We start from the raw sequence: 14,508 nt of genomic DNA, 5'->3' as shown, positions 1-14,508 counted from the left end.
TTAAGTTAATTATATATTATTTCATTATCCGTTTAAAGGCTCCTCTCTGAGGAGCCTTTTTTATTTTAAAACAAATTCAAAAACAAAAAATCATGAGCAAAAAAGAAATTTTACAAACAGAAAAATCCATTGCATTAGTCAAAGAACAATTCTCTAAAGGACTATGTAATGCACTTAACCTATACCCTATATCATCACCTATGATCGTAAATGAAGGCACAGGTATTAATGATGATTTAAACGGTATAGAGCGTCCAGTGTCATTCCCTGTAAAATTTCTAAATAACAATCGCGGTGTAGTAGTACATTCATTAGCAAAATGGAAAAGAATTAGACTACAAGAGCTAGAGTTAGATGCTCATGAAGGAATTCTAACAGATATGAAAGCCCTTCGTCCAGACGAGGATAGCAGTCCTATACACTCTATCTATGTCGATCAATGGGACTGGGAATTACGCATTGAAAAAGCAGATAGAACTCTAAGTTATTTGAAAAATATAGTCCGTTCAATCTATCAAACATTGCTAGACACAGAACACAGAATATATGAAGAACTAGGAATAGAACCTATCCTGCCTAAAAAACTGTCTTTTATTCATTCTGAGCAACTTTTACAACTATACCCTACTCTTACTCCAAAAGAAAGAGAACATGCAATAGCGAAAGAATATGGGGCTGTTTTTATTATAGGAATTGGAGGAAAGCTATCTAATGACATTCCTCATGATAGCAGATCAGCTGACTATGACGATTGGACTACTCCTACAGAAGATGGTTACAAAGGATTAAATGGTGATTTACTAGTTTGGAACCCTGTTCATGGTAAATCATTAGAGTTATCTTCTATGGGAATTAGAGTAGACAAAGAAGCTTTAGAACATCAATTAGAGTTAGCAGGAGCTTTAGATAAAAAATCATTGTTATATCACAGCTTATTACTTGAGGATAAGTTACCTCTTTGTATAGGTGGTGGTCTAGGTCAATCAAGAATTTGTATGTTCTTATTGCGCAAAAAGCATATTGGAGAAGTACAAGCGAGTATTTGGCCGGAGGAAGTAAGAAGAGAAGCGGAACAAAAAGGTATTAACCTATTATAAAAAAGAAAAGGTTGGCAAATGCCAACCTTTTTCCTTTGTATGTATTCTATTAGAAGTTGTAGTTTACTCCTACTCCAACCATCTCTCTAACTTGGAAGCCTTTATAAGCTAAGTCATCATAGATTGTTTGGAATGTAAAGTTTGTAGAAAGATATTTATTAATCTTCATCACTACATTCAACTGATAATCAATTACCACATTCTCTGGTTTTTTCAGATAGTTAGAATATAAGTTTAAGATATTCTCAACAGATACATTCTCCATAACGTCGAATTTGTAGTATCCATTAATAGACATCCCCAGTTGGTATTTCATTGATTTACCTTTTTCAACACCAAAAGCATCACCAAACTCTGTAAAGTGGTCGTGAACTAAGATAAAACGTGAAGTAGCTGGCGCAATATTCACTTTTAAATTATCACTCTTTTTCCACAACATACCAGGTCCTATTTGTAAGTAAGCTGGAGACATAAAGTGAGAGTTATATACTCCATCTTTATCTACTCCTCTATCCATCTGAGTCTTGAAATTCAAGAATGCAGAATAGAACCAGTTACCCTGAGCTTTTTTACCTAGTAATGAGTTAAACTCTAATCTATCATCAGTTTTTTTCTGATCTTGCCCTTTTAACTTAGTAAGACCATAACTAGCAATTATTTTATTATCCCAGTTCCAATCACCTTGTTTGTAATTGAAATCGTAATTCACTTTAAAACTTCCAGATACGTTATTATCTCCACCTGCTTGCCAATTTGAGAAGCTAGATTGGTTAAGTAAAAAAGTAAAATTACCTGTTCTTGTCCATGGGCTAACAGCTTCTGTTGCTGTATTAGCCTCAGTTTCCTGAGCCTGAGCTGAATACACTGCTAAGAAAGCGCACACTCCTAATAAAAGTCTCTTCATATTGTTAAAATTTTAATCAAAAATAATAACAATAAGTTAAAATAGCAAAGAATGGACTACTTTTTAATCGCGCGTTTATACACAGGCACTGCTGAACAAGCTTCACCAAACATCACTGAACGTGCGTGATTCATCATTAATTGTGTTGCTAAAACATACGCCTCCTCTGGGATTTCCTTCTTTGAACAACCTTTAATAATTACAGGCAAATCTACATATTGAGAATAATCTAAAGAAAACAATAATTCTTGATAAATAGACTTTTCTAAATGAGCTCTATCACCTAAGAATATACGTTTTGCAACAGGTTGAAGATGACTTGTCAATAGCATATATGCCCATCCTGGAAGAATAGCATCTGTAGAGCAGAATAATCCTACATAAGCATTTTCGTAAATAGACCAATCTACCTCTTTTAATGCAGCTCTGAATTCTTTCTCTCTAAGAACAAATCCTTCGTATAACCACTGTGCTATATCGATATCCATACGAGGATTCGTAGGATATAACTCTTCTAAGTCAAAAACTTTAAGAGCACTATTAGCAACTTTATTTACAATTTCTCCCTCCATAATTAAAGCATTCCTAACTCTAATTTAGCCTCTTCACTCATTAAATCTTTTGTCCAAGATGGCTCAAAAGTTAATTCAATCTCAACACTTTTTACATTGTCTATTGATCTTACCTTCTCCTCTACCTCCATTGGTAGAGTCTCTGCTACAGGACAGTTAGGTGAAGTTAATGTCATTAAAATCTTAACGTCGTAATTTTCATTAACAAAAACATCATAAATCAATCCTAACTCATATATATCTACAGGAATCTCTGGGTCATAAATAGTTTTAAGAACCTTAACTATATTCTCCCCTAATTGTTGTACATCTACTTCTTCCATATTCTATAAATTTATTGTTTAGCTTGATAAGCTAAAGCATACATTTTAATTTGTTTGATCATTGAAACTAATCCATTTGCTCTAGTCGGAGACAAATGTTCTTTTAGACCTATCTCGTCAATAAAAGACATATCTGCATTTAGGATATCTTCTGTTCTCTGTCCTGAAAACACTCGAATCAAAATAGCAATAATTCCTTTAGTCAAAATAGCATCACTATTTGCCGTAAAAACGACCTTGCCATCTTGTAACTCAGCATACAACCACACTTGTGATTGACATCCTTTAATCAAGTTCTCTTCTACTTGATACTGAGGGTCGATTAACGGAAGGCTTTTTCCTAATTCAATAATATATTCATAACGTTGCATCCAATCGTCGAACATTGAAAAATCGTCAATTATCTCTTCTTGAATTTCTTTAATTGTCATATCGTTATATTTTCTTTATTTACTTATTATGATAACATCATTTGTGCTTTCTTCACAGCTTCTACTAACACATCGATTTCCTCTTTTGTATTATAGAAAGCAAATGAAGCTCTAATCGTACCAGGAATACCAAAAAAGTCCATGATTGGTTGAGTACAATGATGTCCTGTACGAACTGCTACACCAAGTTTATCTACGATAACTCCTACATCATAAGGATGAATACCTTCTAGGTTAAAAGAAATCACAGAAGTCTTCTCTTTGGCAGTTCCATATATTTTAAGCCCTTCTATTTCAGATAAACGCTTCGTTCCATACTCTAAAAGTTCGTGCTCATAAGCAGCTATTTTATCAAAGCCTATTCCGTTTAAATAATCTAAAGCAACTCCTAATACAATTCCTCCAGCAATATTTGGTGTACCTGCCTCAAATTTATGTGGTAGACATGCATATGTTGTTTTCTCAAAAGTAACCGTCTTGATCATCTCTCCTCCTCCTTGATAAGGTGGTAATTTATTTAACCACTCTTCTTTTCCATAAAGAACACCAGTTCCTGTAGGTCCACACACCTTATGGCCTGAAAACACATAGAAATCACAATCTAGGTCTTGTACATCAGGTTTAATATGCGGTGTTGCTTGAGCACCATCGATTAAGACAGCAGCTCCTACTTGATGTGCTTTAGCTATAATTTCCTTAATTGGGTTAATAGTTCCTAGCGCATTAGAAATATGGGTTACAGCTACTACTTTTGTATTAGAATTTAATAGCTTATCAAATTCTTCCATAATTAAATCACCATCCTGATTCATTGGAATAACTTTCAATGTAGCTCCTGAACGTTCACAAGCGAACTGCCATGGCACAATATTAGAATGGTGCTCCATAGCTGAGATAAGCACCTCATCACCTTCCTTAAGTAGACTACCAAAACCACTTGCCACCAAATTTATTCCAAACGTAGTCCCTGCTGTAAACAGTACTTCATAATCATGCTTAGCATTCACATGAGCTTGTACTTTTTTACGAGCTTCCTCATACGCATCCGTAGCCAATTGGCTAAGCGTATGCACACCTCTATGAATATTTGCATTGATAGTTTCGTAATATTTAACAATTGCATCCTCTACCACTTTTGGCTTTTGTGCAGTAGCTGCGTTGTCAAAATAAACTAAAGGCTTGCCATTTACTGATTGAGTAAGAATTGGAAAATTCTTACGTACCTCCTTTATATCTAACATATTACTTTTCATTTAATTAAAAATACTCGTCATACTTCTTTAGTATGCAAATGTAAAAGCAAAGATAAGGATAACTATACTTTAGCCTACTAAATATTAATTTAAAATTAATCTAAATATGTTTTGTAACGCGTAAAAAAGATTCTATTTTTGCCATAATTTAGAACTATTTCAAATAAACAACTCAAATGAAAAAACTAACAGCTTTATTCCTAATCGTTACAGCAATGATGAGCTGTAATTCTAAAAAAGAACAAGAGTCTACACCAGTTGAAACGGCTCAAGTAAAAGAAAGAATTATTTCTCTAAATGGAGCAATTACAGAAACACTTGTTGCTCTTGGAGAAAAAGAAAATATAATAGCAGTAGATGTAACTAGTACTTATCCTGAGGACATTAAAACAACAGCACAAGATCTAGGACATACTTCTAAAATATCTATCGAAAGCATTATGGCGTTAAAACCAACGATTATATATGCTACAGAAAAAGACCTTAATGATGACTTTAAAAGTCAATTAGAAAAAACAAAAATACGCTTAGAAGTTATTAAACAAGAGTTCTCTTTAGAAGGAACAAAGACATTAATAAAAACAGTAGCTCAGTCATTAAACAATGAAAACTACCAACCACTTCTAGACAAAATAGATCAAGATTTACAAGGTCTTCCTTCATTTGAAAACAAACCTAAGGTATTGTTCATCTATGCTCGTGGAGCTGCAACATTACTAGTAGCAGGAGACAAAACACCAGTAAACAGTATTGTTAAAATCGCTGGAGCACAAAATGCTGTAACAGAATTTGAGGATTTCAAACCTCTTACACCAGAATCATTACTAAACAGTAACCCAGACTACATCCTAATGTTCACAACAGGATTACAAAGTATGGGAGGTATCGATGGAGTATTAAAAATCGATGGTATCAACAAAACTAACGCAGGTAAAAACAAAAAAGTAATTGCAATGGATGGCTTATTATTAAGTGGATTTGGTCCAAGAGTAGGTCAAGCAGCGAAAGAATTAAATCAATTACTATCTGAATAAATTATAATGAAAACCAAACTCTCTTTTTACGCAATAGTATTATCTGTTATCTTAATTGTAATAGCCATTGCGTCTATATTCATAGGAGTTTATCAATTTGAGTCTGGATCACTCCAGACTTTATACCAAATATTGTTCACTAAGCAAGAGGTAAATCCAAGCGACTATTATGTATTTTTTGATGTCCGACTTCCCAGAGTTCTAATGGCAATCTTAACTGGCGCTGGACTATCTCTTGCCGGAACAACTCTTCAAGGGATGTTTAAGAATCCCCTTGCCTCACCTGATCTTATAGGTATTACAGCTGGCTCTGTATTATTTGCAGCAGTTACTATTGTTTTAGGATCTCATATTAAATCCTTGATCCCAGAAGCTGTACACTACTCATTATTGAGTATCATGAGCTTTATAGGAGCTATTGTCACGATGACTTTTGTGTATAAAATGTCTACCACCGCAGGTAAGACGAATATCAGTGTCTTACTATTATCAGGGGTAGCTATTACATCACTAACAGGTGCTGCGACAGGCTTGCTGACTTACTTATCAAGTGATGAAGAATTGAGAAACTTAACATTCTGGACCTTAGGTAGCTTAGCAGGGGCGACTTGGACTAAAGTTAGTATCCTTGCAGTAGTCATACTAGTATCTATAACCTTGTTAATCAACAAGGGAAAAGCTTTAAATGCGATGATGCTAGGAGAACGAGATGCAACACACTTAGGAATACCAGTAGAGAAAACAAAGAAAAAAATAGTACTATTATCTGCCCTTATGGTAGGTACAATAGTAGCATTCACTGGGACTATAGGATTCGTAGGATTAATAGTTCCGTATATACTTAGACTTGTTTTTAAATCAAACTATTACTTTATTCTACCCCTGTCTACACTATGTGGTAGTATACTATTATTAGTTGCAGATACGATAAGCAGAACACTTGTGCCTCCTTCAGAGATTCCGATAGGTATTCTTACTTCGATTATGGGAGCACCAGTATTTATTGCTATATTAATCAAGTTTAAAAAATCACTCTAATTATGATTGAAGCTTTTAAAATAAACTATTTAGCAAAAGGAAATTATATCATCAACGATATAGACTTCGAATGTAAAGAAGGTGAGTTTATTGCGATATTAGGTCCTAATGGAGCAGGTAAGTCTACATTCTTAAGTATACTTGCTGATGAATTACACGAAAAGGGAAACAAGGTTCTATTGAAATCATGTGAATACCCTAAATGGTGTACGAAAGAACTACCTAAACACAAAGCTAAGTTTTCACAACATCACAATGGAGATATCCCCCTAAACGTAGAAGATGTAGTTATGATGGGTAGATATCCTTATTTTGACCACATCCCTACAGAAGAAGACAAGACAGCAGTACAGCAGAGTATGGACTGTATAGATATCTGTCCACTACAGCACAGAGAGTATAATCATCTATCAGGAGGGGAGAAACAACGTGTCCACTTAGCTAGAGTATTATCACAGTTAAACAATAATGTTGAGAATAAGCTGTTATTCTTAGACGAACCATTGAACAATCTAGATGTACTACATCAGCATCGTATCATGGACATCATTAAAGAATTCACGTCTAAAGGAAATACAGCTATCGTAGTAATACATGATCTAAATTTAGCAGCACAGTATGCTGATAAAATACTCTTGCTACAAAAGGGAAAAAAGGTAATCTATGACACACCTGCAGAAGTATTAACTCAAGAGATCATCTCTGAGGTATATAACTTCCCATGTGTGGTAACTAAAAACCCTGTTAGCAATAATCCTTTAATAATATTTGGTATCTAAAAACAACAATTATGAGTACAAGCACACAAACATTAAAAGAACGTTGGGACGCTCTAAAGGTGACCAATCCACATATTAGAATACGCAATGCAGCCAAAGAACTTAACGCTAGTGAAATGGAACTACTTGCTACACAAATAGGAGAATCTGTTACAAGATTAAAACCTGAGTTTGAAGCAATACTATCTGAGGTAGAAACATTAGGAAAAGTAATGGCACTAACACGTAATGACGAATGTGTACACGAGAGAAAAGGTGTGTATGCTAACCCTGATTTTAGTAGCCCTCACGCTGGTCTATTCGTTAATCCTGATATAGACCTAAGAATATTCTTAAGCCACTGGAAGAAAGTATTCGCAGTAGTAGAGAAAGCAGGAGATAAAGACAGAATGAGTTTACAGTTCTTTGGTAAAGACGGTGAAGCTATTCACAAGATTTATTTAGTACCTCAGAGCAACGAAGAAGCATTCCACGCATTAGTAAAAAAATATACTTCAGAGAACCAATCAACTGAAGAAACAACAGAACCTTACTTACATAATCTAGACGAAAGACTAGATGAAGAGATAGATGTAGAAGGATTCAGAACAGAGTGGAAAGAACTAAAAGATACACATAACTTCTTTTCACTATTAAAGAAATACAACCTAACTCGTACCCAAGCATTAAGATTAGCTCCAGAGGAGTACTACGCTAAGCAGATTACTAAAGATGCTATCGTAACCTTGTTAGAAGGTGCTTCAGAAGCTCAGACGCCTATTATGGTCTTTGTAGGGAATAAAGGTAATATCCAGATCCACACAGGTGAGGTAAAAAGAACGATGTGGCATCAAAACTGGTACAATGTACTAGACCCAGACTTCAATATGCACCTAGATATGGATAAGATAGCACAGACATGGATAGTGCGCAAACCTACAGAAGATGGTATCGTAACTTCTGTAGAAGTATTCAACGAGATTGGCGAAATCATCGTCCAATTCTTTGGTAAGAGAAAACCAGGAATACCAGAATTAGAACAATGGAGAGAACTAGTTGCTAAACTAGCTTAATATACTAAAAAGTGGAAGGCATACCTTCCACTTTTTTTATTTTCAGTAGGTGCCCTTCTATTCAACAGAAATAGATAATTACATATTTTTTAAGACTATTCTGTAAAAACTAGGAATAACAAAATGGCATTAAGACAATATCCTCACAATAGACCTTCTCTCAAATGATATCACCATAAAATCGACAATCACAACATTTCAACAAATAATAGTTATCAACAGATGTTTAATAACTAATTATGATTTTCAAACATTTTCTATTGATTTAGTTATTAGTAAACAGTAAATTAGCTAAGATAACTTCGTCAATCTTATCTACTTACACACAAGGCTATCGCAGTGTTCACAAGTGTTCATCACTTTTAAAAAGTACACTCACTTGACGTTTTGACTAGAAGAAGGTTGTCCTAATTATATAATCTAATAAAATTAAGCTATGTCGATTTTTGATAAAAGAGTAAACTACAAACCGTTTGAGTATCCTGGAATATACCAATTCACAGATGCAATTAATAAATCATTTTGGGTACATAGTGAAGTTGACTTCACAGCAGATACACAAGATTTCCACTCACACTTAACGAAAGAAGAACAACTAGCTATCAAGCACAGTTTATTAGCTATTGCTCAGATAGAAGTTGCAGTTAAGACCTTTTGGGGAAACCTATACTTACACTTCCCTAAACCAGAATTTAATGGACTAGGAAGTACATTTGCAGAATGTGAGTTTAGACACTCAGAAGCATATTCTAGATTATTAGATGTATTAGGATATAATGACGAGTTTGAGAACTTATTAACTGTACCTGTTATTAAAGAAAGAGTAGAATACTTATCAGAAGTATTAGAGAACTCTGGTAACTATACTGACCGCAAAAAGTATGTAGTATCTCTTATCTTATTCTCTTTATTGATTGAGAACGTATCTCTGTTCAGCCAGTTCGCCATCATCTTATCTTTTACTCGTTTTAAAGGACTAATGAAGAATGTTAGCAATATCATTGCATGGACATCTGTAGACGAGCAAGTACACGCTAACGCAGGTATCTATATCGTTAATGTGATTAGAGACGAGTTCCCAGACTTCTTTGATGATGAGTTAATCAATCATGTGAATGAAGTAATCCATAAATCTATCGAGATCGAAAGTAGAATCTTAGACTGGATCTTCAGCACAGGAGAAATAGAAACGGTAAACAAAGCAGATCTATTAAACTTCATGAAGTTCAGAGTAGACGAAAGTATGCAAAAGATTGGCCTTAAAAAGGTCTTTAATATCACCCACGAACAATACAAACCAATGGCTTGGTTCGAAGAAGAAGTGTTCGCAAACAGTTTAGATGATTTCTTCGCTAAGAGACCTGTTGACTACACTAAGCACGATAAGAGTTTCTCTGCAGACGACCTATTCTAAACCAAAAAATTCACTATCAAAAAAACCTAAAAGAATTCTATGAACAATTTCTCATTACCATTATTGACAGAAGACAACGATAACCTAACAGAAAAACTTTGGTGGAAAAACTCCGAAAGTGAACAGATCCTTAATAGAGGATACTTGCTTAAAGGAGAAACAGTAGAAGGTGCTATCGACCGTATCGCATCAGCTGCTGCCAGAAGACTGTATAAACCCGAATTAAAAGAATCATTCCAAGAGATGATAGAACGTGGATGGATGAGTCTAAGCTCTCCTATCTGGGCTAATATGGGTACAGAGAGAGGTCTACCTATTTCTTGTTTTAACGTACATATTCCTGATGGTATAGAAGGAATCACACACAAGCTTGGTGAAGTAATTATGCAAACCAAAATTGGTGGTGGTACGTCAGGTTACTTTGGAGCACTTCGCGAGAGAGGTAGTGCTGTAACAGATAATGGTAAGAGTAGTGGTGCTGTAAGCTTTATGAAGTTGTTCGATACAGCGATGGACACGATATCACAAGGAGGTGTGCGTAGAGGTGCTTTTGCAGCATACTTAGACATAGACCATCCTGACTGTGAAGAATTCTTAAATATAAAAAATATCGGTAACCCTATTCAGAACCTATTCTATGGAGTATGTATACCAGACTACTGGATGCAAGAGATGATAGATGGGGATAGAGAGAAGAGACAATTATGGGCTAAAGTACTAGAGAGTCGCCAACAAAAAGGTATGCCATACTTATTCTTCTCTGATAACGTGAATGGGCATAAACCACAAGTATACAAAGATCTTAATATGCGTGTGAACGCAAGTAACCTTTGTTCTGAGATTATGCTACCTTCTTCTGATGACGAATCGTTCATCTGTTGTTTATCTTCTATGAATTTAGAGTTATACGACGAGTGGAAAGACACAGAGGCTGTTAAACTAGCGATCTACTTCCTAGACGCAGTACTTCAAGAGTTTATAGAAAAAACAGAAGGAAACTACTATTTAGCTGCTGCTAATCGTTTTGCTAAACGTCATAGAGCTTTAGGATTAGGAGTACTAGGATGGCACTCATACCTACAGAAGAATATGATCCCATTCGAAGGACTACAAGCTAAAATGCTAACAAATCAGATATTTGATAACATTAGCGCTAAAGCAGACAAAGCGTCTCAAGAATTAGCACGTATCTATGGTGAACCAGAGATCATGAAAGGATATGGTAGACGTAACACGACTACTATGGCTATCGCTCCGACTACCTCATCATCTGCTATCTTAGGACAGACATCTCCAGGGATAGAACCTTTTAGTAGTAACTACTATAAAGCAGGACTATCTAAAGGAAACTTCATGCGTAAGAATAAATACCTAACGAAGTTACTAGAAGAAAAAGGTCTAGACAACGAAGAGACATGGAGAACTATTATGCTTAATGGTGGTAGTGTACAACAGATAGAAGGTCTTACTGAAGAAGAAAAAGCAGTATTCAAGACATTCAAAGAAATCAGTCAACTTGAAATCATACAACAAGCTGCTGTAAGACAGAAGTACGTAGACCAAGCACAAAGCTTAAACCTAAACATCCCTTCTGCTCTACCGATTAAGGAAGTAAACAACCTAATGATCGAAGCATGGAAACTAGGAGTTAAAACACTATACTACCAACGTAGTCAGAGTGTATCTAAAGAGATGGTAACGAACCTAGTGACATGTAGCAGTTGTGAATCTTAAGAACTCAATCTATATTATCTTATAATCTATAAAGAGAGAATCTTCATACAGAAGGTTCTCTCTTTTTTTATCATTACTCCCCTACCGCATCGCTATATACAGTATATCAAAGAACGTATGAATTATAATTCTATGGACAAAACTATCACTTCATACTTTCTTTATTCTCTACATTGACTTTTATGACTCTATATGCACACTTCTAGCCTATTATGGCCGCATAAAGTGAGACATGTATAATACTGTATATACAAGTCATTTTAAGCCCATATTATTAACTAAATAACTCCTAAGTAATAATCAACTTAAAATAGCGTAAGAACGGCTAAAAATAACTATAGTAGGAGACAACCTACGTACTAGCCATCAATACCAATACCTAATAATAATCAGAACTCTCCAACATTGAATAATAATACAAAAGAGAAATTATCATCATAAAAACATATATTTCTTAAAATACCGTTAAAAAAATATCATTTTATACCCTCACATTCTAAAACACAACACATTACATTTTTTGGCACGATATATGAAATATTCTATATACAACAAAAACAACAAACTTTCTTTTTCTTAAGCGACCTAGCTGCCCCCAATAGCTAGGTCGCTTTTATTATTATAATTAGCATACCTAACCAATATGACCATAGCATTTATTAAATGCAAAAAGAGACTGCCTGAGGCAGTCTCTTTTATATTTGACCAAGTATAAAAAACGTGAAATTAAATTTCAAATCCCATAGATACTCCTAATTTACCAGCAATTACTTTCGCTACCTTAGATTTTAACTCAGGTACTTTTACAGACTCCATTACTTCATCTGTAAAAGCATACATTAGTAATGCTTTTGCTTCTTTCTTAGGAATTCCTCTTTGACGCATATAGAACATAGCATCATCGTCTAACTGTCCTATAGTACATCCATGCGAACACTTCACATCATCAGCGAAGATTTCTAACTGTGGTTTAGCATAGATAGTAGCTTTCTCACTTAGTAAGATATTATTACTCTGTTGGAAACCATCTGTTTTCTGTGCTATTTTATCTACATAGATCTTACCATTGAATACCCCTGTAGAGTTACCATCATAGATACCTTTATAGTTCTGGTGGCTCTCACAGTTAGGTTGGTTATGAGATACTAATGTATAGTGATCCACGTGTTGTTTATCACTGATTAGTGTCACACCTTTTAACATACTATCAATGCGTTCTCCGTCTTGATAGAAGTTTAAGTTATTTCTAGTCAACTTACCTCCGAATGAGAAAGTATGAACAGAAACTCTACTCTCTTGTTTCTGAGTAATATATGTATTGTCTACTAGTGTAGCTTCTTCGTTATCGTTCTGTAACTTATAGAAATCAACGATAGCACGTTTATGCGCTACGATCTCAGTTACAGCATTAGTAAGTACAGTAGAGTTAGTCAAGTTCTGATGTCTTTCTACGATCTGTACATGAGCATTCTCTCCTACTACTACTAAGTTACGAGGTTGTACTAACAGGGCTTTATCTGCTACCGTTGAGAAGTATATAATCTCTATCGGCTTAGCCACTACTTTACTCTTAGGGATATTAATAAAAGCCCCTTCAGTAGCAAAAGCAGTGTTTAAAGCTGTCATACTATCTGTCTTATCAGCCGTAGTGTTATAAAAGGCATCAATTACCATTTTATATTTAGGCTTAGTCAGTGCAGATGACATTAAACATACGTCTAAACCATCATGAGTAGTAGATGATAAGTGAGAACTGAACACTCCATTGATAAACACCAATTTATAAGTATCAGAATCACTTAAGAAGTATTTCTTTACATCTTTATACTCTATCGCTGTTTCCTCTTTCTGTAATACGCGGAATTCATTCTTTAAAATTGAATTCAATGAAGTATACTTCCACGCTTCTACTTTCTTAGTAGGAAATCCTTTATCTTCGAATGTCTTTAATGCTTCTAAACGGATATCGTGTAAACCTTCATGTTCACCTTTTAAACCTTGTTCAAAAGCCACAAAAGACGTAATTAATTTATCTTTAAGCTCCATAATTCTTTCTTTGCAATTAGATTAAAATGATTGATTCTTGAGATCTAGTATTCTTACTTCTCTAAAGAAGCTTTGATCCAATCGTATCCTTTTTCTTCTAATTCCAATGCCAATTCTTTACCACCTGTCTTAACGATTTTTCCATCGTATAATACGTGTACGAAATCTGGCACGATATAGTCTAATAAACGTTGGTAGTGTGTAATTAACACTACTGCGTTATCTTCACTTTTTAGTTTGTTCACTCCATTAGCTACGATACGTAGAGCATCGATATCTAATCCTGAGTCAGTCTCATCTAGGATAGCTAACTTAGGCTCTAACATAGCCATTTGGAAGATCTCATTACGTTTTTTCTCACCACCAGAGAATCCTTCGTTAAGAGAACGAGATAAGAACTTTCTATCGATCTCTAATAACTCCGCTTTCTCCTTGATTTTTTTCAACATCTCGTTCGCAGGCATTTCTTCTAATCCTTGTGCTTTACGTGATTCGTTGATTGCTGTTTTCATAAAGTTAGTTACAGAAACACCAGGAATCTCTACAGGATATTGGAACGATAAAAACACTCCTTTATGAGCTCTTTCTTCTGGTCCTAATTCTCCTAACTCTTCTCCATCTAAAAGAATCTCTCCTTCAGTAACTTCGAATGCTTCATTACCAGTGATCACAGATGATAATGTACTCTTACCAGCACCGTTAGGTCCCATAATAGCGTGTACTTCACCAGCTTTTACTTCTAAGTTAATTCCTTTTAATATTTCTTTATCTTCAACACTTGCGTGTAAATTTTTTATCTGTAACATAAATTGTCTTATTTAATTTTGTTGA

General features: G+C 34.8%; 14 protein-coding genes. 7 read left to right on the top strand and 7 right to left on the bottom strand.

The features are described 5' to 3' along the window. Positions 1 to 92: 92 nt before the first annotated feature. Positions 93 to 1,097: an aspartate--ammonia ligase gene (asnA, locus tag MPR_RS00260; protein ID WP_041888245.1), complete on the top strand. Its 1,005-nt coding sequence runs from the start codon at positions 93 to 95 to the stop codon at positions 1,095 to 1,097. Positions 1,098 to 1,146: 49 nt separating this feature from the next. Here asnA and MPR_RS00255 read toward each other — a convergent pair whose 3' ends face one another. Genes MPR_RS00255 through MPR_RS00235 form a run of 5 tightly spaced genes read right to left on the bottom strand, consistent with a single transcriptional unit; the run spans position 1,147 to position 4,568 of the window. After that, entirely contained in the window at positions 1,147 to 2,001 is an 855-nt protein-coding gene (locus tag MPR_RS00255; RefSeq protein WP_041888243.1) for a DUF3078 domain-containing protein, read from the bottom strand. Between the two features lie 56 nt (positions 2,002 to 2,057). Continuing rightward, positions 2,058 to 2,573: a DUF2480 family protein gene (locus MPR_RS00250; protein WP_041888241.1), complete on the bottom strand. Its 516-nt coding sequence runs from the start codon at positions 2,571 to 2,573 to the stop codon at positions 2,058 to 2,060. A gap of 2 nt (positions 2,574 to 2,575) precedes the next feature. Further along, the gene (locus MPR_RS00245) at positions 2,576 to 2,896 is read right to left on the bottom strand and encodes an iron-sulfur cluster assembly protein (protein WP_006257878.1); all 321 of its coding nucleotides are present in this window, start codon (positions 2,894 to 2,896) and stop codon (positions 2,576 to 2,578) included. Between the two features lie 11 nt (positions 2,897 to 2,907). Beyond that, complete coding sequence (locus MPR_RS00240) at positions 2,908 to 3,327, bottom strand: SufE family protein (protein WP_041888239.1); 420 nt, start codon at positions 3,325 to 3,327, stop codon at positions 2,908 to 2,910. Positions 3,328 to 3,353: 26 nt separating this feature from the next. Then, the gene (locus MPR_RS00235) at positions 3,354 to 4,568 is read right to left on the bottom strand and encodes an aminotransferase class V-fold PLP-dependent enzyme (RefSeq protein WP_006257880.1); all 1,215 of its coding nucleotides are present in this window, start codon (positions 4,566 to 4,568) and stop codon (positions 3,354 to 3,356) included. Between the two features lie 188 nt (positions 4,569 to 4,756). Between MPR_RS00235 and MPR_RS00230 the strand changes: the two genes are divergently transcribed. The 6 genes from MPR_RS00230 to MPR_RS00205 all read left to right on the top strand — a co-directional run bounded on the left by MPR_RS00230 (position 4,757) and on the right by MPR_RS00205 (position 11,631). Then, on the top strand, positions 4,757 to 5,614 hold the full coding sequence (locus MPR_RS00230) for a heme/hemin ABC transporter substrate-binding protein (protein ID WP_041888238.1): 858 nt from the start codon (positions 4,757 to 4,759) through the stop codon (positions 5,612 to 5,614). Positions 5,615 to 5,620: 6 nt separating this feature from the next. After that, the gene (locus MPR_RS00225) at positions 5,621 to 6,652 is read left to right on the top strand and encodes a FecCD family ABC transporter permease (protein WP_041888236.1); all 1,032 of its coding nucleotides are present in this window, start codon (positions 5,621 to 5,623) and stop codon (positions 6,650 to 6,652) included. Between the two features lie 2 nt (positions 6,653 to 6,654). After that, the gene (locus MPR_RS00220) at positions 6,655 to 7,431 is read left to right on the top strand and encodes a heme ABC transporter ATP-binding protein (RefSeq protein ID WP_006257883.1); all 777 of its coding nucleotides are present in this window, start codon (positions 6,655 to 6,657) and stop codon (positions 7,429 to 7,431) included. 11 nt (positions 7,432 to 7,442) lie between these two features. Then, complete coding sequence (locus MPR_RS00215) at positions 7,443 to 8,483, top strand: hemin-degrading factor (protein ID WP_041888234.1); 1,041 nt, start codon at positions 7,443 to 7,445, stop codon at positions 8,481 to 8,483. Positions 8,484 to 8,919: 436 nt separating this feature from the next. Then, on the top strand, positions 8,920 to 9,897 hold the full coding sequence (locus MPR_RS00210) for a ribonucleotide-diphosphate reductase subunit beta (protein WP_006257885.1): 978 nt from the start codon (positions 8,920 to 8,922) through the stop codon (positions 9,895 to 9,897). A gap of 39 nt (positions 9,898 to 9,936) precedes the next feature. Continuing rightward, a complete protein-coding gene (locus MPR_RS00205) occupies positions 9,937 to 11,631 on the top strand; it encodes a ribonucleoside-diphosphate reductase subunit alpha (RefSeq protein ID WP_006257886.1) in 1,695 nt (564 codons plus the stop codon). Between the two features lie 726 nt (positions 11,632 to 12,357). On the opposite strand, the gene sufD is transcribed toward MPR_RS00205, so the two are convergent. After that, a complete protein-coding gene (gene sufD, locus MPR_RS00200) occupies positions 12,358 to 13,677 on the bottom strand; it encodes a Fe-S cluster assembly protein SufD (protein WP_041888231.1) in 1,320 nt (439 codons plus the stop codon). 53 nt (positions 13,678 to 13,730) lie between these two features. After that, complete coding sequence (gene sufC / locus MPR_RS00195; RefSeq protein ID WP_041888229.1) at positions 13,731 to 14,483, bottom strand: Fe-S cluster assembly ATPase SufC; 753 nt, start codon at positions 14,481 to 14,483, stop codon at positions 13,731 to 13,733. Positions 14,484 to 14,508 lie beyond the last annotated feature (25 nt).

This window comes from Myroides profundi (genome assembly GCF_000833025.1).
In the GTDB taxonomy this organism is placed as follows: domain Bacteria; phylum Bacteroidota; class Bacteroidia; order Flavobacteriales; family Flavobacteriaceae; genus Flavobacterium; species Flavobacterium profundi_A.
This window is presented reverse-complemented; position numbering and strand designations above follow the sequence as displayed.

Excerpts from the sequence above, each read along its gene's own strand:
- sufD (WP_041888231.1), bottom strand. The coding sequence starts at position 13,677 with ATGGAGCTTAAAGATAAATTAATTACGTCTTTTGTGGCTTTTGAACAA.
- MPR_RS00245 (WP_006257878.1), bottom strand. The coding sequence starts at position 2,896 with ATGGAAGAAGTAGATGTACAACAATTAGGGGAGAATATAGTTAAGGTT.
- MPR_RS00220 (WP_006257883.1), top strand. The coding sequence starts at position 6,655 with ATGATTGAAGCTTTTAAAATAAACTATTTAGCAAAAGGAAATTATATC.
- sufC (WP_041888229.1), bottom strand. The coding sequence starts at position 14,483 with ATGTTACAGATAAAAAATTTACACGCAAGTGTTGAAGATAAAGAAATA.
- asnA (WP_041888245.1), top strand. The coding sequence starts at position 93 with ATGAGCAAAAAAGAAATTTTACAAACAGAAAAATCCATTGCATTAGTC.
- MPR_RS00235 (WP_006257880.1), bottom strand. The coding sequence starts at position 4,568 with ATGTTAGATATAAAGGAGGTACGTAAGAATTTTCCAATTCTTACTCAA.
- MPR_RS00205 (WP_006257886.1), top strand. The coding sequence starts at position 9,937 with ATGAACAATTTCTCATTACCATTATTGACAGAAGACAACGATAACCTA.
- MPR_RS00255 (WP_041888243.1), bottom strand. The coding sequence starts at position 2,001 with ATGAAGAGACTTTTATTAGGAGTGTGCGCTTTCTTAGCAGTGTATTCA.
- MPR_RS00250 (WP_041888241.1), bottom strand. The coding sequence starts at position 2,573 with ATGGAGGGAGAAATTGTAAATAAAGTTGCTAATAGTGCTCTTAAAGTT.
- MPR_RS00210 (WP_006257885.1), top strand. The coding sequence starts at position 8,920 with ATGTCGATTTTTGATAAAAGAGTAAACTACAAACCGTTTGAGTATCCT.
- MPR_RS00215 (WP_041888234.1), top strand. The coding sequence starts at position 7,443 with ATGAGTACAAGCACACAAACATTAAAAGAACGTTGGGACGCTCTAAAG.
- MPR_RS00240 (WP_041888239.1), bottom strand. The coding sequence starts at position 3,327 with ATGACAATTAAAGAAATTCAAGAAGAGATAATTGACGATTTTTCAATG.
- MPR_RS00230 (WP_041888238.1), top strand. The coding sequence starts at position 4,757 with ATGAAAAAACTAACAGCTTTATTCCTAATCGTTACAGCAATGATGAGC.
- MPR_RS00225 (WP_041888236.1), top strand. The coding sequence starts at position 5,621 with ATGAAAACCAAACTCTCTTTTTACGCAATAGTATTATCTGTTATCTTA.